Here is a 19,852-nt window from a genome sequence, read left to right as displayed (position 1 = left end):
AAGCAATGGCAGAAGAACGTCAACCGCGGGGTCGTGATCGCGACCGCAACCGCGAAGAGAAAGTCGACGACGGCATGATCGAGAAGCTGGTCGCGGTCAACCGCGTCAGCAAGACGGTCAAGGGCGGTCGCCAGTTCACCTTCACCGCGCTGACGGTGGTGGGCGACGGCAACGGCAAGATCGGTTTCGGTTACGGCAAGGCACGCGAAGTGCCGGTCGCCATCCAGAAGTCGATGGAATACGCCCGCAAGGGCATGCTGAACGTCGATCTGAACAACGGTACGTTGTGGCACCCGGTGAAGGCCGGCCACGGTGCGGCGCGCGTGTTCATGCAGCCGGCCTCGGAAGGTACGGGCGTGATCGCCGGCGGCGCCATGCGTGCCGTGCTCGAAGCGGTGGGCGTGAAGAACGTGCTGGCCAAGGCCGTCGGTTCACGCAACCCGATCAACCTGGTGCGCGCCACGCTGAAGGGCCTGAGCGACATGCAGTCGCCGACCCGCATCGCGGCCAAGCGCGGCAAGAAGGTGGAGGAACTCCTCAATGGCTAACGAGTCCAACAAGACCGTCAAGGTGCGCCTGGTGCGTGGCCTGCGTGGTTCCCGGGCCGTGCACCGCCTGTCGGTGAAGGCACTGGGCCTGAACAAGTTGAACGATGTGCGTGAACTGAAGGACAGCCCGCAGGTACGCGGCCTGATCAACAAGGTTCACTACCTCGTCAAGGTCGAGGAGTAATTCAGATGCGTCTCAATACATTGAAGCCCGCCGACGGCGCCCGCACCGAACGCACCCGCGTCGGCCGCGGCATCGGTTCCGGCCTGGGCAAGACGGCCGGTCGCGGCCACAAGGGCTCGTTCGCGCGCTCGGGCAAGGGCAAGATCAAGGCGAAGTTCGAAGGCGGCCAGATGCCGCTGATCAAGCGACTGCCGAAGGTCGGTTTCCGCTCCAAGCTGAAGCTGGACTGCGCCGAAGTGCTGTCGTACCAGCTGGAAAAGCTGGAAGCCGGTGAGATCGACTTCGCCGCCTTGCGCGCCGCCAAGCTGGTGCCCAGCACTGCCAAGCGCGCCAAGATCGTCAAGAAAGGCGAACTGACCAAGAAGTTCGTGCTGAAGGGCGTGGCCGCCACGGCCGGTGCCAAGGCCGCCATCGAGGCTGCCGGCGGCAGCGTGCAGGAGTAACGGACGCATGGCGCAGGGTAATGCCGCCGGTGCGCTGGCAGGCGCAGGCAAGTTCACCGAACTCCGCCAGCGCCTGCTGTTCGTGCTGGGCGCGCTGATTGTCTACCGGATCGGCTGTTTCATCCCGGTTCCGGGCGTCAATCCCGATGCCATGCTTGCGATGATGCAGGCGCAGGGAGGCGGCATCGTGGACATGTTCAACATGTTCTCGGGCGGCGCCCTGCACCGTTTCAGCATCTTCGCACTGAACGTCATGCCCTACATCTCGGCGTCGATCGTGATGCAGCTGGGCGTGCACATCTTCCCCAGCCTCAAGGCGCTGCAGAAGGAAGGCGAATCCGGTCGCCGCAAGATCACCCAGTACTCGCGCATCGGCGCGGTGCTGCTGGCGGTCGTGCAGGGCGGCAGCATTGCCACTGCGCTGCAGAATCAGGTCGCTCCGGGCGGCATGCCGGTGGTGTACGCGCCGGGCATGGGTTTCGTGCTGACCGCCGTGGTCGCGTTGACGGCAGGCACCATCTTCCTGATGTGGCTGGGCGAGCAGGTGACCGAGCGCGGCATCGGCAACGGTGTTTCGCTGATCATCTTCGCGGGCATCGTGGCAGGCCTGCCGGGTGCGGTCATCCAGACCGTGGGCGCCTTCCGCGACGGCACGCTGAGCTTCATCTCGCTGCTGGTCATTGCGGTGGTGGTGCTGGGCTTCACGTTCCTCGTGGTCTTCGTGGAACGCGGGCAGCGCAGGATCACGGTGAACTACGCGCGCCGCCAAGGTGGCCGCAACGCGTACATGAACCAGACCTCGTTCCTGCCGCTCAAGCTCAACATGGCCGGTGTGATCCCGCCGATCTTCGCGTCCAGCATCCTGGCTTTCCCGGCCACGCTGGCGATGTGGTCCGGCCAGAACAGCGGAGCCACCACGTGGCTGCAACGTATTTCCAATGCGCTCGCCCCGGGTGAACCGCTGCACATGATCGTGTTCGCGGCGATGATCATCGGGTTTGCCTTCTTCTACACGGCGCTGGTGTTCAACTCGCAGGAAACGGCCGAGAACCTGAAGAAGTCGGGTGCGCTGATTCCCGGCATCCGTCCTGGCAAGGCTACCGCCGACTACGTCGACGGCGTGCTGACCCGGCTGACGGCGATCGGTTCGCTCTACCTGGTGGCGGTCTGTCTGCTGCCGGAAGTGATGCGCACCCAGCTGGGCACCTCGTTCTACTTCGGCGGCACGTCGCTGCTGATCGTGGTGGTGGTGGTGATGGACTTCATTGCGCAGATCCAGGCGCACCTGATGTCCCACCAGTACGAGAGCCTGCTGAAGAAGGCCAATCTGAAGGGCGGTTCGCGGGGCGGTCTTGCCCCCCGTGGCTGAGGTATAATCGCGGGCTTACCGCACCAGCCCGGCCCTCATGGCCGGCTGACTTAGATGGGCGGCCCCCGCAGCGATCCGGTGCGGGGGTGCGAACCAGCCAGTCCCTGCGCCAGAGTAGCGCGGGCGGGGCGGGGCAGGGGGAAACCCCGGTCCCGCACCAGGCAGGTTCCGGCGCCGGAGCATGGGCACACTCCCCATGCCGGTTCGTGCTCGGCTCTGCCGGCACGGGCTTCCCGCAAACACCGGATCTTGTTACAATTTCCAGTTCACTCCGCCTGTCTGCGCGAATCCCGCAAGGGACGACCGTACACGGGCCAATACTCACAGTTGGAGAACCGCGTCATGGCGCGTATTGCAGGTGTCAACCTGCCTGCCCAGAAGCATGTCTGGGTCGGTTTGCAAAGCATTTTCGGCATTGGCCGTACCCGTTCCAAGAAGGTCTGCGAAGCCGCCGGCGTCGCCTCGACCACCAAGATCCGCGACCTGTCGGAGCCGGAAGTCGAGCGCCTGCGCGCCGAAGTCGGCAAGTACGTGGTCGAGGGCGACCTGCGCCGTGAAGTCGGCATCGCGATCAAGCGCCTGATGGATCTGGGTTGCTATCGCGGTCTGCGTCATCGCCGCGGCCTGCCGCTGCGTGGCCAGCGCACCCGCACCAATGCACGCACCCGCAAGGGTCCGCGCAAAGCCATCAAGAAGTAAGGGGCGACCATCATGGCCAAGCCAGCTGCTGCCAAAGTCAAGAAGAAGATCAAGCGCGTCATCACCGACGGCGTCGCCCACGTCCACGCTTCTTTCAACAACACCATCGTCACCATCACCGACCGTCAGGGCAACGCATTGTCGTGGGCCACGTCGGGCGGCGCGGGTTTCCGTGGTTCGCGCAAGTCCACTCCGTTCGCTGCCCAGGTCGCCGCCGAAAAGGCCGGCCGTGCCGCGCTGGACTACGGCGTGAAGTCGTTGGAAGTGCGCATCAAGGGTCCGGGTCCGGGCCGCGAGTCGGCCGTGCGTTCGTTGAACAACGTCGGCTACAAGATCACCAACATCATCGACGTGACGCCCATCCCGCACAACGGGTGCCGTCCGCCGAAAAAGCGTCGCGTCTAAAGGGGGCGATAAGAAATGGCTCGTTATATCGGTCCTACCTGTAAGCTCGCGCGCCGCGAAGGCGCCGACCTGTCGCTCAAGAGCCCGGCCCGTGCGCTGGACTCCAAGTGCAAGCTGGAGCAGAAGCCCGGCCAGCATGGCGCGACCGCCCGCAAGGGCAAGCTGTCCGACTACGCCACCCAGCTGCGCGAGAAGCAGAAGGTCAAGCGTATCTACGGTCTGCTGGAGCGTCAGTTCCGCAACTACTACAAGAAGGCCTCGACCAAGAAGGGCAACACCGGCGAGAACCTGCTGCAGTTGCTCGAGACCCGTCTCGACAACGTCATCTACCGCATGGGCTTCGCCGTGACCCGTCCGGCCGCTCGCCAGCTGGTCTCGCACCGTGGCGTGCTGGTCAACGGCAAGCCGGTCAACCTGCCTTCCTACCAGGTCAAGGCCGGTGACGCGATCGCGCTGTCGGAGAAGGCCCAGAAGCAGCTCCGCGTGCAGGAGTCGCTGACGGTCGCCGAGCAGCTCGACCTGAACCCCTCGTGGGTCGAAGTCGATGCGAAGAAGTTCAGCGGCGTGTTCAAGGCAGTGCCGGCGCGTTCGGACCTGCCCGCCGACATCAACGAAGCGCTGATCGTCGAGTTGTACTCGAAGTAATTCATTCACGCACCCCCGGGCGACCGGGGGACCGCAGGAGACAAAGCAACATGACGGGTATTACTCAGCAAGTGCTGCGCCCCCGCGGCCCGCAGATCGAGCGCCTGAGCGGCAATCGTGCAAAAGTGGTCATCGAACCGCTGGAGCGTGGTTACGGTCATACGCTCGGCAATGCGTTGCGCCGCGTGCTGCTGTCGTCGATTCCCGGCTTCGCGATCACCGAAGTCGAGATCGATGGCGTGCTGCACGAATACAGCACCATCGAAGGCATGCAGGAAGACGTGCTGGAAGTGCTGTTGAACCTGAAGGATGTGGCCATCCGCATCCATAGCGGCGACTCCTCCACGCTCAGCCTGGCCAAGCAGGGCCCGGGCGTGGTCACCGCCGGCGACATCAAGACCGACCACAACGTCGAGATCCTCAACCCGGAACTGGTCATCTGCAACCTGACCAAGGACACGGCGCTGAACATGCGCCTGAAGATCGAGCGCGGCTTCGGCTACCAGCCGGCCGCCGCCCGCCGTCGTCCGGATGAAGAAACCCGTGCGATTGGTCGCCTGGTGCTGGACGCCTCGTTCTCGCCGGTCCGTCGCGTCGCGTATGCGGTGGAAGCCGCACGCGTCGAGCAGCGTACCGACCTGGACAAGCTGGTCCTGGACATCGAAACCAACGGCACGATCGACGCCGAGGAAGCCGTGCGCACCGCCGCCGACATCCTCAGCGACCAGCTGTCGGTGTTCGGCGACTTCACGCACCGCGATCGCGGCGCGCCGAAGCAGGCTGCCAGCGGCGTGGATCCGGTGCTGCTGCGCCCGATCGACGACCTGGAACTGACGGTGCGTTCGGCCAACTGCCTGAAGGCAGAGAGCATCTACTACATCGGCGACCTGATCCAGAAGACGGAAGTCGAACTGCTCAAGACCCCCAACCTCGGCAAGAAGTCGCTCACCGAGATCAAGGAAGTCCTGGCGCAGCGCGGCCTGTCGTTGGGCATGAAGCTGGAGAACTGGCCGCCGGCCGGTGTCGCCCAGCACGGCATGCTCGGCTGATCGAAGCAATACGGAGCTCCCGCGTCCGCGCGGGAGTCTCCCTGAAGCAGCACCCTCGTCGACGGGCCTGAAGGCTCGCGGCACTCCGGTCAAGGATGGCCGGTCAGGACCAACCGCAGTCCACTGTTCCAGCGCCTGGATGGCGACAACGAAGTCCAACGTCCCAACATTCACCAGGAATCCAACCCATGCGCCACCAGAAAGCCGGCCGCAAGTTCAGCCGCACCAGCGCCCATCGCGAAGCGATGTTCCGCAACATGGCTGCTTCGCTCATCAAGCACGGCCTGATCCGTACCACCCTGCCGAAGGCCAAGGAACTGCGCCGCGTCGCGGAACCGCTGATCACCCTCGGCAAGATCGATGGCGTTGCCAACCGTCGTCTGGCGTTCGCCCGCCTGCGCGACAAGGAAGCCGTCGGCACCCTGTTCACCACGCTCGGCCCGCGCTACCAGTCGCGTCCGGGTGGCTACCTGCGCATCCTGAAGTGCGGTTTCCGCGCTGGCGACAACGCCCCGATGGCGTACGTCGAGCTGGTCGACCGTCCGGAAGCGGCGGCCGAGTAAGCTTCGCGTCCTGCAGGACACCAAAAACCCCGGCCAGCGCCGGGGTTTTTGTTTTTGAGGCGCCATTTCGTACCCGGCGCGGATGCGGCAGGACGTCGCAGGGTGACGTGCGGGGCGGCGGGCATGGATAATGCGGGCACGACCTCACGTCATGGGTGCCGATGAATCCTCTCCGCTGGAGTTTCCGCGCGCAGTGCTTCCTGGGTTTCGCGATCTGTGCGGGCCTGCTCGGCTATGCCCTGTACGTGCAGTTCGTCCACCAGTTGGAACCGTGTCCGTTCTGCATCTTCCAGCGACTCGCCTTTGCAGCGACCGGCGTACTGTTCCTGCTTGGCGCGCTGCATGGCCCCCGCCGCCCGACGGGACGGCGCGTCTACGGGTTCCTGGCGTTCCTCGGTGCTGCCACCGGCATCGGGATTGCGGGCAAGCACGTGTGGGTGCAGTTGTATCCGCCGTTGATGCCAAGCTGCGGTCCCGGCTGGGACTACATGATCGAGAACAACACCTGGCTGGGTGTCGTGCAGAAAGTGCTCTCCGCCAAGGGAGACTGCAGCACCATCGACTGGAGTTTCCTTGGGCTGACCATGCCGATGTGGAGCCTGGTGTGGTTCGTGCTGCTGGCCGTGTGGGCGCTATGGATCGGATTCCGCGCGCGCAGGACCTCGACCTTCCGCTGATTTGACGCGGCGCACCAATCTGGCACGATGGTGGGCCCCCAGGAGTCCGCCATGAATCCGACCGACCGCAACCTGCGCGCCGTCACCTTGCCGCCCCATTGGGCGCCGGACAGCTGGCGCGCGCGGACGGCGATGCAGATGCCGACCTACCCGGACGCCGACGCGCTGGAGTCGGCGCTCGGCGAGTTGCGCCAGTTGCCGCCATTGGTGACGTCGTGGGAGATCTTCTCGCTGAAAAAGCAGTTGGCCGAGGCGCAGGAAGGCAAGCGCTTCCTGCTGCAGGGTGGCGACTGCGCGGAGAACTTCAGCGACTGCGAATCCGGGTTGATCTCCAACCGGCTGAAGGTGCTGCTGCAGATGAGCCTGGTACTGGTGCACGGCCTGCGCCTGCCAGTCGTGCGCGTGGGCCGCTTCGCCGGCCAGTACGCCAAGCCGCGTTCGGCCGACATGGAAACGCGCGACGGCGTCAGCTTGCCGAGCTATCGTGGCGACGTGGTCAATGCACCCGACTTCACGGCCGAAGCGCGCCGCCCCGATCCGCGCCGCATGATCAAGGCGCATGCGCGCTCGGCGATGACGATGAACTTCGTGCGGGCGCTGATCGACGGCGGTTTCGCCGACCTGCACCACCCGGAGTACTGGAACCTCAACTGGGTGGGCTATTCGCCGCTGGCCAACGAATACCAGCACATGGTCACCTCGATCGGTGACGCGGTACGGTTCATGGAGACGTTGTCGGGCGCCGAGGTGCACAACCTCAACCGCATCGACTTCTACACCTCGCACGAAGCGCTGCTGCTGCCTTACGAGGAAGCGCTGACACGCGAAGTGCCCCGCCAGTGGGGCTGGTTCAACCTCAGCACCCATTATCCGTGGATCGGCATGCGGACGGCGGCGGTGGATGGCGCGCATGTGGAGTACCTGCGTGGCGTGCGCAATCCGATCGCGATCAAGGTCGGTCCGTCGGTCACGCCGGATCAGCTGCTGCGCCTCATCGACGTGTTGAATCCGGAAGACGAAGCGGGTCGCCTGACCTTCATCCATCGCATGGGCGCCGCGCAGATCGCCGAGAAGCTCCCACCCTTGCTGGACGCGGTCCGTCGCGACGGCCGTCGCGTGCTCTGGGTCTGCGATCCCATGCATGGCAATACCGAAAGCACGAGCAACGGGTTCAAGACGCGTCGCTTCGACAATGTGCGTGGCGAGGTGGAACAGTCGTTCGACCTGCATGCGGCGGCCGGCACGCGCCTGGGCGGCGTGCATCTGGAACTGACCGGCGAGGACGTCACCGAATGCACCGGGGGTGCGCGGGAGCTCACGGACGTGGATCTGGAGCGCGCCTATCGTTCCACTGTCGATCCGCGCCTGAACTACGAGCAGTCGCTGGAGATCGCGATGTGCATCGTGCGCAAGCAGAACCAGCTGGCGACGCCAACGGCGCGATAGGCCAGCCGCCGTCGTCCGCCATCACGACCAGTGGGCGTGGATGGCGGGCGCCACCTGCGGGATGTGCCAGGTCTTGCCGCGCGCGTACAGGCGTGCGAACTCCGCAGCGGGCACCGGCTTGCTGAAGTAGTTGCCCTGCAGTTCGTCGCAACCGTTGGCGGCCAGCCATGCCGCCTGTTCCGGTGTTTCCACGCCTTCGGCGATCGTGCGGCACTGCAATTGCGCGGCCAGGCTGATGATCGCGCGCGTGATGGCGGCCTGGTTGGGCTCCGCCACGTCGCGGACGAACGACTGATCGATCTTCAGCACGTTGAAGCCATAGTTGCCCAGGTAGCTCAGGCTCGAGAAGCCGGTGCCGAAATCGTCGATGGCAATCCGCACGCCCAATGCCTTCAGCGCGCGCAACGTGCGGTCGGTCCGCTGCACGTCGCGCATCAGCGTGGTTTCGGTGACCTCGAGTTCGAGGAATTCGGCAGCCAGCCCGCTGTCCTTGAGCGCCTCGGTCACGGTGTCCACGAGCTCATCGGTGTCGAAATTGGCGGCGGCGATGTTGACCGACACCCGGATGGGCGGAAGGCCGGACTGCTGCCAGATGCGGTTCTGCCGGCACGCGGCGCGGATGGCCCATTGATCGATGTCGACGATGAGGTTGGTCTCTTCGGCGATCGGCAGGAATTCGCCGGGCATCATGAGGCGCTCGCCGCGTTGCCAGCGCGCAAGGCCTTCCACGCCCACGATGCGGCCGCTGATGCGATCGATCTGTGGCTGGTAGTGCAGGGAGAGATCGCCGTTGCGCAGGCTGCGGCGCAGGCTGTTCTCCAGTTCGATGCGAGCATCCACGCTGGACGCCAGCTCGCGTGTGTAGAAGCGGGTCGCGTTGCGGCCGTTGCGCTTGGCCAGGTACATGGCGGCGTCGGCGCGCATCATCAGGGTGGCGGCGTCGTAGCCATCTTCCGGGAACAGGCTGATGCCGATGCTGAAGGCCTGGTGCAGTTCGTGCGAGGCCACGGTGTAGGGCGTGCCGCCGAGTGCGAGCAGACGGTCGGCGACCTGCAGCACATTGTCCCGGGCGGCCACGTTGGGCAGCAGCACCACGAATTCGTCACCGCCCGTGCGGTACACCGTGCCGAGGTTGCCGATGTTGCGCTGGATGCGACGGGCCACCTGCTGCAGCAGTTCATCGCCCGTGTGATGCCCCAGTGCGTCGTTGACGTGCTTGAAGAGGTCCAGGTCGAGGAACAGCACGGCAATGCCATTGCCGTGGTTGGTCGCATGCGTGATTGCCTGGTTCAGTCGTTCGTTGAGCTGCAGCCGGTTCGGCAGCCCGGTCAGCGCGTCGTGGTGCGCGAGGTAGGTCATGCGCGAACTCCACGCACGCGATTCGGTGATGTCGCGCAACACCATGACGGTGCCCACCAGCCGCTCGTCGCGGTCGCGGATGGCGGACAACGAACGTTCCACCAGCATGCGGGTGCCGTCCTGGCGCAGCACCTGCAGATCGCCCGGCTGGCCCAGCGGCTGCGCCCCTTCGTCGGGCGCATCCTGCGTTTCCACCAGCGCCAGCGGGGCGATGCGTTCCAGCGGCTGGCCGAGCGCCTGTTCCAGGCTCCACGCGCAGAGAGACTGCGCCGCGGGATTCATGTAGGTCACCTGGTTCTCGACGTCGACGGTGATGACCGCCTCGCTGATGGCGGTGAGCGTCACTTCGGCCAGTTCGTTCGCGTTGTGCAGCGCGTGCTCCAGCCGCGCCTTCTCGGTGATGTCGATTGCCATGACGAAGAAACCGCACACCTTGCCGGTCTCGTCGATGTCGGGCGTGTAGAAGCTGTGCATGCTCCGCGTGCCATCGACGGTGGCGAAACTGCTTTCGAACTCGCCATCGCGCCCAGCCAGCGCGGCATCGATCTGCGGCATCCGCCGCAGGTACGCCTCCTCACCGAAGAGGTCCCGCATGTGCACGCCGGCCTGTGGCGGTATCCGCCAGCGGACCTGTTCGGCGAACGCACGGTTGCGGAAGACCAGGCGATGCTGCGTATCGAACTGCGCGATCAGCGCCGGCAGGCGGTCGGTGACGCGCTTCAGGTGGTCGCGCGCCATCGCCAGTTCGCGATGCGCCTGGCGCTGCTCGCTGACGTCATTGCCCATCAGGTACCAGCCGGCGATCTTCGAACCGGACTCGACGTCGGGTACCAGGTACAGGTGCACCGGGCGCGGGGGTTGCCCCAGGTCGGCGTCCCACGCGATCCAACGGTCCGGCGTGCAGCTCTGCATGGCGCGCGTGAGCGATGCGAGGAACTCGGGATCGGTCGCGTGCACGTCTTCCACGTGCCGTTCGCTCCATGCTTCGTGCGTGCCTGACCAGGCGCGGCATGCGCGATTGGCGAAGCCGTAGCGGCCGTCGCCGCCAATGTAGGCGATCAGTGCGGGCAGGTGATCGGCAACGGCGTCCAGCAGTGCCCGGCTTCGACGCTCGGTGCGTGCGAGGTTGTGCAGCAGCAGGAAGAGCAGCAAGCCCAGCCCGATCCCGCACAGGGTCAGCAGCAGGATGGATGCCTGGCCGGGCAGCGCCTCGCGCAGCGGCGGCGAATGCAGGACCAGGCGCCATTCGTTGCCCAGCAGATGGAGATCGCGCTGGGCGGTGAAAGCGGGTTTCCACGCCTCTCCGTAGCGCTCCCTCAACGTACGGGTCTGGAAGATCGGTTCGTCGCCGTGGTCCAGTGCGAGGAGCTGCAGGTCGAACTCGTCTCCGTCGGTTCGACCGATGGCGTCCTCCATGACCCGTTGCCAGCCGAAGCCGGCGGTGGCGTAGCCGCGCAGCAGGTTGCGGCGCGCCTCCACACCGCCGCGAGCGGCGACAGAATCGGCATAAACCGGGGCATACAGCAGGAAGCCCGGCAGTCCGGTATTTCCCTTCGAGGCATCGCCCAGTGCAACCAGCGGGGCGGCGGCCAGTTCGCCGGTGTCGCGCGCGGCTTCGATGGCGCCCCGGCGCACGGTCTCCGCCATCACGTCCTTGCCCAGCAGGGGGCGCATGCCAGGCACATCGGGATACAGCAGGTCGATCACGACGTATTCACTGCGGTCCCCGGCGGGATGGATCGCAAACGCATCCCCGTAGCGCGTGCGCTGATCGGCGACGTAGGCCTCGCGTTCTTCCATCCGCACGCGGCGTGCGAAGCCAAGCCCATGCACGCCCGATTGCCGGGTGGGCACCTGCAGCTTCTCGACGAAGGCATAGAAGCTGTCCTGTTCGATGTCCTGCCGCCCCTCCAGCACGGCGGCCGCCGCACGCACGGTGTCTTCGTAGGCGTTCATGTGGGTGGACACGGCGGTGGCGACGGCGTCGGCCCGTGCGTCGAACCGGGCATGCGCGTGGTCGCGTGCCTGTTGCCACGCTGTCGTCCCGGACCACAACGAGAGCAGGCAGGCGATGACCAGCACGCCCCACGCCAGCGAATTCAGGTTGCGCTGCCGCCTGCGGGCCGTGGATCCCGATCCACTGAAGGCCCGCAGCTCCGATACCCGGTCCGCGCCTGACTCCACGCGTGCAATCCCCGCCTGCTGGTTGATGGCTATGACGCCACGAACCCGGAGCGCCTGCAAGCACTCTCGCGTCCGGAATGACTCACATTGGCAGCATGCGCCTCAGCGACGGGTCGTGCGGGGCGGCAGCGAAGGCCAGTATTCCGGTGGCTTGCGGGCCCGCGTGCGCTGCTCGTAGTCGTATCCCAGGGCAATCAGGCGCGCTTCGCTCCATGCGGGGCCCATGAACACGATCCCCAACGGCAAGCCATCGCTGTGGCCCATGGGAATGGAGAGGCTGGGGTAGCCCGCCACGGCGGCGGCGCCGTACCCGGCCCCCGGGAAATGATCGCCGGCCTTGTGGTCGGTCAGCCAGGCAGGCCCCGTCGTCGGTGCCACCAGCACATCCAGTTGCTGCGCCTTGAGCGCGGCGTCGATGCCTTCCGGCCCCGCCAGCCGGCGTGCGCGACTGCGGGCGGCAATGTAGGCGGCTTCACCCAGGCCGCCCTTTGCGTTGGCCCGCTCGAACAGGTCCTGGCCGAAATAGGGCATCTCGGACAACCGGTATTGCTCGTTGTAGCCGATCAGCTGGGTCAGCGTGGTCAACGGAGCATTGCGTTCGGCGAGGTAGCGCTCCGCGCCATGCTTGAACTCGTAGAGCATCAGTTCCAGTTCGTCCGCGTTCCACTGCCCGTCGGTGGGAATCTCCGCATCGACCACGATGGCACCGGCTTCGCGCATCACCTCGATGGCGCTTTCCAGGGCTGCTGCGGCGTCGGGATGGATCGCTGCCTTGCTGCGCAGCACGCCGATGCGCGCGCCCTTCAGTGCGCCGGGCGTGAGGCGTGCGCTGTAATCCAGCGTGGTGTTCCAGGCGGCCTGCATCGTGGCGGCGTCTTCCGGATCCCGGCCTGCGAGTGTGGCCAGCAGGAGGGCCGCATCCGCAACGCTGCGGGCGATCGGACCGGCGGTGTCCTGGCTGTGCGAGATCGGCAGGATGCCCTGCCGGCTGACCAGGCCGACCGTGGGTTTCAGCCCCACGACGCCATTGATCGCGGCAGGGCAGAGAATGCTGCCATCGGTTTCGGTGCCCACGCTGATCGCCGCCAGGTTGGCCGATACCGCCACGGCACTGCCGGAGCTCGAGCCGCACGGATTGCGGTCCAGCGCGTACGGGTTGCGGGTCTGGCCGCCGCGTCCGCTCCAGCCGGAGGTGGAATGCATGGATCGGAAGTTGGCCCATTCGCTCAGGTTGGCCTTGCCCAGGATGACGGCGCCTGCCTCACGCAGGCGGCGCACCAGGAACGCATCCTTCCCGGGGCGGAAATCCTTCAGCGCCAGGGAGCCGGCGGAAGTGGCCATCGGCACCGCATCGATGTTGTCCTTCAGCAGCACCGGGATACCGTGCAGGGGCCCGCGCGCCGCATTCGCGCGACGCTCCACATCGCGGAGGGCGGCTTCCTTCAACGCATCGGGGTTGAGTTCGATCACCGCGTTCAACTGCGGCCCCGCCTTGTCGATGGCGGCGATACGGTCCAGGTAGGCCTGCGTCAGGCGGCGGCTGTCCAGTTCACCGGACTGCATGCGCGCCTGCAGGTCGGCGATGTCCAGTTCGGCGTAGATGAAATCGGTGGGCGCGGTCGGTGCCGCTGCATCCGGCGGCGTCGCCGGCTGGCAGGCTGCCAGGGCGAGCATCAGGCCAAGCGGCAGCAGGGATCGACGCATGCGGACACCTTCACGGAGTTGCCGCAGGCTACGCAGGCGCTGGCCCGCGCGTCAAATCCGCTTGCGGCGCCGGATATCGCGCCACAGCACCCAGACGATCACTAGGTTGACGATCAGCAGCGCCCAGGTGTGCCAGCCGGGGTGGTGGTAGAGGGCATAGATGTCCAGCGGCAGGTAGGCCGCCGAGCCGATGCAGCCCAGCCACGAGGCCCAGGCGCGGGCGCGCCACAAGCCCCAGCCTTCCAGCAGGCGCATGCCGGCGTACACCGCGATGATCAGCACGGTGACGTGGATCGATTCGGGATTGATGCGGTCGAGCCACTGGCTCACCACGCCGGGGCCGGCGTCGGGAATGAAGCGGGTGACCACCGCCTGCACGCTCTCGCGCAGGCGGTCAGGACCCACCGCCAGCAGACCGCCGGCGAAGGCCAGGGCCAGCACGCCCTTGGCGCCCTCGAACAGGGCGATGGCGTGCAGGCCGGGGTGCGCCCTGGGATCCGGGTTGTACGCGGATGTCTCCAAGGCGCGGTGCGACGATCAGGCGGCGCGCGAGGCGCGCTTGCGGTCGCTCTCGGTCAGGAACTTCTTGCGCAGGCGGATTTCCTTCGGCGTGATTTCCACCAGCTCATCGTCATCGATGAAGTCCAGCGCCTGTTCCAGCGAGAACTTGATCGCCGGGGTCAGCTGGATGGCATCGTCCTTGCCCGAGGCGCGCATGTTGGTCAGCGGCTTGGTCTTGATCGCGTTGACGGTCAGGTCGTTGTCCTTGGAGTGGATGCCGATCAGCTGGCCTTCGTACACGTTGTCGCCCTCGGCGGCGAACAGCTTGCCGCGTTCCTGCAGCGGGCCGAGCGAGTAGGCCGGCGTGGCGCCCGGCGCATTGGCGATCATCACGCCATTGAGGCGCTTGGCGATGGCGCCCTGTTCCTTCGGACCGTAATGGTCGAACACATGGAACAGCAGGCCCGAACCCTGGGTCAGGGTCTTGAACTCGTTCTGGAAGCCGATCAGGCCACGCGCCGGGATCTGGTAGTCCAGGCGCACGCGGCCCTTGCCGTCCGGTTCCATGTTCTTCAACTGGCCCTTGCGGACGCCGAGCTTCTCCATCACGCCGCCCTGGTGGGTCTCTTCCACGTCCACGACGAGCTGCTCGATCGGCTCCATCAGCTGGCCGTCGATTTCCTTGATGATCACTTCCGGGCGCGACACGGCCAGCTCGTAGCCCTCGCGGCGCATGTTCTCGATCAGCACCGACAGGTGCAATTCGCCACGGCCGGAGACCAGGAACTTGTCCGCGTCTTCCAGCTGCTCGACCTTCAGTGCCACGTTGTGCACGGTCTCGCGCTCCAGGCGCTCCTTCAGCTGGCGGCTGGTCAGGAACTTGCCGCCCGACAGGTCCTTGTGGCCGGCGAACGGCGAGTTGTTGACCTGGAAGGTCATCGAGATGGTGGGCTCGTCGACGGTCAGTGCCGGCAGCGCTTCCGGGGTGTCCAGCGCGCAGACGGTGTCGGAGATCGTCAGGTCCTGGATGCCCGAGATGGCGACGATGTCACCGGCCTCGGCGCTGTCCTGCTCGATGCGCTCCAGGCCCAGGAAGCCGAGCACCTGCAGCACCTTGCCCTGGCGCTTCTTGCCTTCGCGGTCGATGACGGCGACGGGCATGTTCTTCTTCAACGTGCCGCGCTGGATGCGGCCGATGCCGATCACACCGACGAAGTTGTTGTAGTCCAACTGGCTGATGCGCATCTGGAAGGCGCCATCCGGGTCCACTTCCGGCTTCGGCGCGTGCTTCATGATGGCTTCGTACAGCGGCGTCATGTCGCCGCCGCGGACGGTGTCTTCCAGCCCGGCATAGCCGTTCAGCGCCGAGGCGTAGACGATCGGGAAATCCATCTGCTCGGGCGTGGCGCCGAGGCGGTCGAACAGGTCCCACACCTGCTCAACGACCCACTCGGGGCGCGAGCCGGGGCGGTCGACCTTGTTGATCACCACGATCGGCTTGAAGCCCATCGCGAAGGCCTTCTGGGTCACGAAGCGGGTCTGCGGCATCGGGCCGTCCATCGCGTCGACCAGGATCAGCACGGTGTCCACCATCGACAGCACGCGCTCGACCTCACCACCGAAGTCGGCGTGGCCCGGGGTGTCGACGATGTTGATGCGGTTGCCATTCCAGGTGATGGCGGTGTTCTTGGCCAGGATCGTGATGCCACGTTCCTTTTCCTGGTCGTTGCTGTCCATCACGCGCTCGGCCAGCACGGTGCGCTCGGAGAGGGTGCCGGACTGCTTCAGCAGCTGGTCGACGAGGGTGGTCTTGCCGTGGTCGACGTGAGCGACGATCGCGATATTGCGGAGGTTTTGGATGGACATGCCGAAGGGGCGCGAACGTGCGCGCTCAGAGTGGGGAAAGGAAGCGGCGTATTATAGCGGGCTGCGTTGCGCTAAGCACCTGATTTATCGAAAAACGCCAGAATGAACGCCGCCGCCGGGGCCTGCCCTTGAAATCCCCGCCCGGCGCCGTGATCTGGCAACAGGGCCGGACCCGCATGACGGGGGCCGGCTTCACGCCTGGCAGCCCCGACCACTATTGGCTGGGGCGGCAGGCCTGGCGCTTCCCCTCCCTGTGCCACCGCCGCCTGAGCGCGGGGTGGGCACGGAGCGAGACCGCGCCGGGACCCTGCCGTTTCCTCATTTCACCCCTGGAGAACCGTTCCATGAGTCAGCTGACCGCCACCTTCGACACCTCGCGCGGCCCGATCACGATCGAGCTGTATCCCGACAAGGCCCCGCTGACGGTGGCCAACTTCGTCAACCTGGCCAAGCGTGGCTTCTATGACGGGCTGAATTTCCACCGCGTGATCCCGGACTTCATGATCCAGGGCGGCTGCCCGGAAGGTTCCGGTCGCGGCGGCCCGGGCTACCGCTTCGAGGACGAGACCACCAACGGCGTGCGCCACGAGCGCGGCGTGCTGTCGATGGCCAATGCCGGCCCGAGCACCAACGGCAGCCAGTTCTTCATCACCCACGTGCCCACCCCGTGGCTGGACGGCAAGCACACCGTGTTCGGCAAGGTCACCGAGGGCCTGGACGTGGTCGATGCGGTGAAGCAGGGCGACCTGATCACCAAGGTCACCATCGACGGCGACGCCGATGCCGTGCTGGCCGCCAAGGCCGAGCGCGTGGCGGAGTGGAACCGCGTCCTGTCGGCGTGATGGAATGAAGGGCCGGCCCACATGGGCCGGCCCTTTCCCCGTTAGGAGCTCCAGATGAAGGATCGCCGCCGGCGCGCAACGCGCATGGTCCTGCTGCTTGCCACCGTCCTGGGGCTGGGCGCCTGCAAGAACGACGACACAATCCCGCCCACCGATCCGGCCGCAGCGACCGCCGTCGACGCATCGGCGGAGAGCTTCCAGCAGAGCCTGGAAGGCCTCTGGAGCACGGATCACAGCGAAGGCGACGATGCCGAAACCCTGTACGCCATCGCGTGGCAGCCGGACACGGGCCTGCGGATCGCACGCGACGGTGCGTGGCTGGATGGAAAGGTCGAGGATGTCGACCTGGACAACGGCACGCTGGCCCTGCACCTGACCTCCGACACCGGGCCCAGCGAGACGGTGACCCTGCGCAAGGTGGCGGATCCGGGCGGAAATGGCTTCACCCTGCGCATCACCTGGGGCGCGGGCCAGACCGATGATCTGGGCTTCGTGCGTCGGCTGACCGAACGCGATCGCAGCGAGCTCGCCGCGGCCGTGGAGGCTGCCCACGCGCCACCCGCGCCCGCCGAGTGCGATACCGACGCGTCGGCCGGCAGTGTCCGCGCTGCGCTGGTCTGCGGGCACGAGGAGTTCGGTGCCCTGGATGCCGGCATGCGCCGGCAGTTCAAGGAGTTGGCCGATCGCTACCCCGACGGCGACCGCACGGTCCAAGCCGCCACCCGGCAACTCGACGCCTGCCAGACCCCCGCCTGCCTGCGCGGCGCCTACGCGCAGTGGCAGGCCTATTTCGACGAGAACTACGACCTGGGCGACGTGGTGGACTACCAATGACGCCGGGGTGCTGACCCGGCCGACGTAGACCATGGGCTAGTCGGTCAAAGTGGGGTGGCGTGATACCATTTTGCGCCGCAAAAAGACGGCGGCGACGCTCCCTAACCGTTTCCACGCGAGGTTGTGCAATGCCCCTGCTTGCCCGGCGCATCGGTCGCGCCAAGCCAAGTGCGATCATGGCGGTGGCCGAGAAGGCCAAGAAGCTCAAGGCCGAAGGCCGCGACATCATCAGCTTCTCGATCGGCGTCCCCAATTTCCTGCCCGGCGACCATGTCTATCAGGCCGCACGCGATGCGCTGGCGAAAGACTCCGGACAGTACGGCAGCAACCGCGGCACCGATGCGCTGCTCGACGCCTTCCTGCAGCACATCGAAGCACTGGGCCTGACCGGCTACACGCGCGCCAACGTGTCCACCGGCATCGGTGCCAAGCACATCCTGTACAACCTGGCCGAGTCGCTGCTGGACGAGGGCGACACCATCGTCTATCCGTCCCCGTACTGGACCACGTATGCCGACATCGCCGACATCGTCAACGCGAAGGCGGTGCCGCTGCCGTGCCCGGCCAGCCAGGACTACAAGCTGACGCCCGCGCAGCTCGACGAAGCGCTGACGGTCCACGCGCCCAAGGTGTTCCTGTTCAACAACCCGTCCAACCCGACGGGCATGGTCTACACGCGCGAGGAAGTGGCCGCGCTGGCCGACGTGCTGGTGAAGTATCCGGACACCTGGATCGTCACCGACGACATCTACAACCGCATGCTGTTCGACGGACTGGCCTATACCAATTTCGTGCAGGCGCGGCCGGAACTGCGCGAGCGCACGGTGTTCGTGGATTCGCTGTCGAAGACGTACGGCATGCCGGGCTGGCGCGTCGGCTTCATGGCCGGCCCCGAAGCGGTCGCCAAGGCGCTGACGACCATGAACTCCAACCACATCACCAACGTGCCGGAAGTCGTCACCGCCGCGGCGATCGCCGCGCTGACCGGTCCGCAGGACGTGCCGGTCGCAAAGAACGCCGAGTTCCAGGCCAAGCGCGACCAGGTGCTGGCGGCGATGGAAGCGATCCCGGGCGTGGTCTGCCCGCGTCCGCAGGGCGCGTTCTACGTGTTCCCGGACATCAGCTGCGCGTTCGGCAAATCGCACAACGGCGTGAAGATCGAGAACGATGTCGACTTCTGCAACGCGCTGCTCGACGCCAAGGGCGTGGCCTGCGTGCCGGGCTCGGCGTTCGGCGAGCCGCGCGCGCTGCGCATCAGCTACACCTGCCCGACGCCGCAGCTGGCGCCGGGCCTGCAACGCTTCCAGGAATTCTTTGCCGAACTGAAGTAATCGTCGCGTGGGCCTTGGCCCACCCTTTCCCCACGCGGCGGGCCTGGGCCCGCCCTACGTAACCCCGAGGATCCGCATCATGAAAACCCCCGTCCGTGTTGCCGTCACCGGCGCTGCTGGCCAGATCGGCTACGCGCTGCTGTTCCGCATCGCTTCCGGCGAAATGCTGGGCAAGGACCAGCCGGTCATCCTGCAGCTGCTCGAGCTGCCGCTGGAGAAGGCCCAGGCCGCGCTGAAGGGCGTGATCATGGAGCTGGAAGACTGCGCGTTCCCGCTGCTGGCCGGCGTCGTCGGCACCGACGATCCGGAGGTCGCGTTCAAGGACGTCGACGTGGCCCTGCTGGTCGGCGCGCGTCCGCGCGGCCCGGGCATGGAGCGCAAGGACCTGCTGCTGGAGAACGCCAAGATCTTCACTGCCCAGGGCGCCGCGCTGAACAAGGTCGCCAGCCGCAACGTCAAGGTGCTGGTGGTCGGCAACCCGGCCAACACCAACGCCTACATCGCGATGAAGTCCGCGCCGGACCTGCCGTCGAAGAACTTCACCGCCATGTTGCGCCTGGATCACAACCGCGCGTTGTCGCAGCTGGCCAACAAGGCCGGCGTGGCCGTCGGCGACATCGACAAGCTGGTCGTGTGGGGCAACCACAGCCCGACCATGTACCCGGACTACCGCTTCGCGACCGTCAACGGCCAGTCGCTGAAGGACAAGATCAACGACGCCGACTGGAACGCGAACACCTTCATCCCGCAGGTCGGCAAGCGCGGCGCCGCGATCATCGAAGCGCGCGGCCTGTCGTCGGCCGCCTCGGCCGCCAACGCCGCCATCGACCACGTGCGCGACTGGGTACTGGGCAGCAACGGCAAGTGGGTGACGATGGGCATCCCGTCCGACGGCAGCTACGGCATCCCGGAAGGCGTGATGTTCGGCTTCGCCGTCACCACCGAGAACGGCAAGTACACCATGGTGAAGGACCTGCCGGTCGACGCTTTCAGCCAGGCCGCCATCGACAAGACGCTGGGCGAGCTGGAAGAAGAGCGCAGCGGCGTGGCGCACCTGCTGGGCTGACCGCAGGCCGCACGCAGTGCCGAAAACGCCGGGCCCATGCCCGGCGTTTTCTTTTGGATGCGACGGAATGTCCCATGCGACCAAGGTAGGAAGGTGGCCGCGGCAGGGCGGGTCTATGCTGGTCCCGGCTGTCGGAT

General features: G+C 66.3%; 19 protein-coding genes. 15 read left to right on the top strand and 4 right to left on the bottom strand.

All coding sequences use genetic code 11. The features are described from left to right. The first annotated feature begins 5 nt into the window (after positions 1-5). The 11 genes from rpsE (at position 6) to WBN46_RS09360 (ending at position 8,028) form a co-directional block, all read left to right on the top strand. Positions 6-548, top strand: coding sequence for a 30S ribosomal protein S5 (gene rpsE / locus WBN46_RS09410; protein WP_055941300.1), 543 nt, complete (start codon positions 6-8; stop codon positions 546-548). After that, complete coding sequence (gene rpmD, locus WBN46_RS09405) at positions 541-732, top strand: 50S ribosomal protein L30 (protein ID WP_142124590.1); 192 nt, start codon at positions 541-543, stop codon at positions 730-732. The genes rpsE and rpmD overlap by 8 nt, the downstream gene beginning before the upstream one ends. Further along, on the top strand, positions 732-1,175 hold the full coding sequence (gene rplO / locus WBN46_RS09400) for a 50S ribosomal protein L15 (protein ID WP_185742067.1): 444 nt from the start codon (positions 732-734) through the stop codon (positions 1,173-1,175). The genes rpmD and rplO overlap by 1 nt, the downstream gene beginning before the upstream one ends. A gap of 7 nt (positions 1,176-1,182) precedes the next feature. Then, on the top strand, positions 1,183-2,544 hold the full coding sequence (secY, locus tag WBN46_RS09395) for a preprotein translocase subunit SecY (protein WP_192201776.1): 1,362 nt from the start codon (positions 1,183-1,185) through the stop codon (positions 2,542-2,544). Between the two features lie 342 nt (positions 2,545-2,886). Next, a complete protein-coding gene (gene rpsM, locus WBN46_RS09390) occupies positions 2,887-3,243 on the top strand; it encodes a 30S ribosomal protein S13 (RefSeq protein ID WP_062352394.1) in 357 nt (118 codons plus the stop codon). Positions 3,244-3,255: 12 nt separating this feature from the next. Further along, on the top strand, positions 3,256-3,648 hold the full coding sequence (gene rpsK / locus WBN46_RS09385; RefSeq protein WP_055941307.1) for a 30S ribosomal protein S11: 393 nt from the start codon (positions 3,256-3,258) through the stop codon (positions 3,646-3,648). A gap of 15 nt (positions 3,649-3,663) precedes the next feature. Further along, complete coding sequence (gene rpsD, locus WBN46_RS09380; RefSeq protein WP_055941309.1) at positions 3,664-4,293, top strand: 30S ribosomal protein S4; 630 nt, start codon at positions 3,664-3,666, stop codon at positions 4,291-4,293. A gap of 50 nt (positions 4,294-4,343) precedes the next feature. Then, complete coding sequence (gene rpoA / locus WBN46_RS09375) at positions 4,344-5,342, top strand: DNA-directed RNA polymerase subunit alpha (protein WP_142124588.1); 999 nt, start codon at positions 4,344-4,346, stop codon at positions 5,340-5,342. Between the two features lie 188 nt (positions 5,343-5,530). Beyond that, the gene (gene rplQ, locus WBN46_RS09370; protein ID WP_192201773.1) at positions 5,531-5,905 is read left to right on the top strand and encodes a 50S ribosomal protein L17; all 375 of its coding nucleotides are present in this window, start codon (positions 5,531-5,533) and stop codon (positions 5,903-5,905) included. Positions 5,906-6,066: 161 nt separating this feature from the next. Then, positions 6,067-6,582, top strand: coding sequence for a disulfide bond formation protein B (locus WBN46_RS09365; protein ID WP_337731293.1), 516 nt, complete (start codon positions 6,067-6,069; stop codon positions 6,580-6,582). Positions 6,583-6,633: 51 nt separating this feature from the next. Further along, the gene (locus WBN46_RS09360; protein WP_337731292.1) at positions 6,634-8,028 is read left to right on the top strand and encodes a 3-deoxy-7-phosphoheptulonate synthase class II; all 1,395 of its coding nucleotides are present in this window, start codon (positions 6,634-6,636) and stop codon (positions 8,026-8,028) included. Positions 8,029-8,049: 21 nt separating this feature from the next. On the opposite strand, the gene WBN46_RS09355 is transcribed toward WBN46_RS09360, so the two are convergent. From WBN46_RS09355 to typA, 4 genes are all read right to left on the bottom strand, one after another. Then, on the bottom strand, positions 8,050-11,571 hold the full coding sequence (locus WBN46_RS09355) for an EAL domain-containing protein (protein WP_337731291.1): 3,522 nt from the start codon (positions 11,569-11,571) through the stop codon (positions 8,050-8,052). Positions 11,572-11,673: 102 nt separating this feature from the next. Next, the gene (locus WBN46_RS09350; RefSeq protein WP_337731290.1) at positions 11,674-13,275 is read right to left on the bottom strand and encodes an amidase; all 1,602 of its coding nucleotides are present in this window, start codon (positions 13,273-13,275) and stop codon (positions 11,674-11,676) included. 51 nt (positions 13,276-13,326) lie between these two features. Further along, positions 13,327-13,797, bottom strand: coding sequence for a DUF2127 domain-containing protein (locus tag WBN46_RS09345; RefSeq protein WP_337731289.1), 471 nt, complete (start codon positions 13,795-13,797; stop codon positions 13,327-13,329). A gap of 15 nt (positions 13,798-13,812) precedes the next feature. Further along, on the bottom strand, positions 13,813-15,642 hold the full coding sequence (gene typA / locus WBN46_RS09340) for a translational GTPase TypA (RefSeq protein WP_192201761.1): 1,830 nt from the start codon (positions 15,640-15,642) through the stop codon (positions 13,813-13,815). Between the two features lie 344 nt (positions 15,643-15,986). Between typA and WBN46_RS09335 the strand changes: the two genes are divergently transcribed. The 4 genes from WBN46_RS09335 (at position 15,987) to WBN46_RS09320 (ending at position 19,715) form a co-directional block, all read left to right on the top strand. Continuing rightward, complete coding sequence (locus WBN46_RS09335) at positions 15,987-16,484, top strand: peptidylprolyl isomerase (RefSeq protein ID WP_298126628.1); 498 nt, start codon at positions 15,987-15,989, stop codon at positions 16,482-16,484. 54 nt (positions 16,485-16,538) lie between these two features. Continuing rightward, positions 16,539-17,318: a hypothetical protein gene (locus WBN46_RS09330; protein WP_337731288.1), complete on the top strand. Its 780-nt coding sequence runs from the start codon at positions 16,539-16,541 to the stop codon at positions 17,316-17,318. A 128-nt stretch (positions 17,319-17,446) separates the two neighbouring features. Continuing rightward, on the top strand, positions 17,447-18,649 hold the full coding sequence (locus WBN46_RS09325; protein WP_337731287.1) for a pyridoxal phosphate-dependent aminotransferase: 1,203 nt from the start codon (positions 17,447-17,449) through the stop codon (positions 18,647-18,649). Positions 18,650-18,728: 79 nt separating this feature from the next. After that, complete coding sequence (locus WBN46_RS09320) at positions 18,729-19,715, top strand: malate dehydrogenase (RefSeq protein WP_337731286.1); 987 nt, start codon at positions 18,729-18,731, stop codon at positions 19,713-19,715. The last annotated feature ends 137 nt before the right edge of the window (positions 19,716-19,852 follow it).

The sequence above is a fragment of the Pseudoxanthomonas sp. CCNWLW251 genome (assembly GCF_037402255.1).
Lineage (GTDB): Bacteria > Pseudomonadota > Gammaproteobacteria > Xanthomonadales > Xanthomonadaceae > Pseudoxanthomonas_A.
The sequence above is the reverse complement of the archived record's forward strand: the minus strand, read 5'-3'. Positions and strand labels throughout refer to the sequence as shown.

Coding starts and splice junctions, on each gene's coding strand:
- rpoA (WP_142124588.1), top strand. CDS start 4,344: ATGACGGGTATTACTCAGCAAGTGCTGCGCCCCCGCGGCCCGCAGATC.
- WBN46_RS09320 (WP_337731286.1), top strand. CDS start 18,729: ATGAAAACCCCCGTCCGTGTTGCCGTCACCGGCGCTGCTGGCCAGATC.
- rpsD (WP_055941309.1), top strand. CDS start 3,664: ATGGCTCGTTATATCGGTCCTACCTGTAAGCTCGCGCGCCGCGAAGGC.
- WBN46_RS09360 (WP_337731292.1), top strand. CDS start 6,634: ATGAATCCGACCGACCGCAACCTGCGCGCCGTCACCTTGCCGCCCCAT.
- typA (WP_192201761.1), bottom strand. CDS start 15,642: ATGTCCATCCAAAACCTCCGCAATATCGCGATCGTCGCTCACGTCGAC.
- WBN46_RS09365 (WP_337731293.1), top strand. CDS start 6,067: ATGAATCCTCTCCGCTGGAGTTTCCGCGCGCAGTGCTTCCTGGGTTTC.
- rpsK (WP_055941307.1), top strand. CDS start 3,256: ATGGCCAAGCCAGCTGCTGCCAAAGTCAAGAAGAAGATCAAGCGCGTC.
- WBN46_RS09350 (WP_337731290.1), bottom strand. CDS start 13,275: ATGCGTCGATCCCTGCTGCCGCTTGGCCTGATGCTCGCCCTGGCAGCC.
- secY (WP_192201776.1), top strand. CDS start 1,183: ATGGCGCAGGGTAATGCCGCCGGTGCGCTGGCAGGCGCAGGCAAGTTC.
- rpsM (WP_062352394.1), top strand. CDS start 2,887: ATGGCGCGTATTGCAGGTGTCAACCTGCCTGCCCAGAAGCATGTCTGG.
- rplQ (WP_192201773.1), top strand. CDS start 5,531: ATGCGCCACCAGAAAGCCGGCCGCAAGTTCAGCCGCACCAGCGCCCAT.
- WBN46_RS09330 (WP_337731288.1), top strand. CDS start 16,539: ATGAAGGATCGCCGCCGGCGCGCAACGCGCATGGTCCTGCTGCTTGCC.
- WBN46_RS09325 (WP_337731287.1), top strand. CDS start 17,447: ATGCCCCTGCTTGCCCGGCGCATCGGTCGCGCCAAGCCAAGTGCGATC.
- WBN46_RS09335 (WP_298126628.1), top strand. CDS start 15,987: ATGAGTCAGCTGACCGCCACCTTCGACACCTCGCGCGGCCCGATCACG.
- rpsE (WP_055941300.1), top strand. CDS start 6: ATGGCAGAAGAACGTCAACCGCGGGGTCGTGATCGCGACCGCAACCGC.
- rpmD (WP_142124590.1), top strand. CDS start 541: ATGGCTAACGAGTCCAACAAGACCGTCAAGGTGCGCCTGGTGCGTGGC.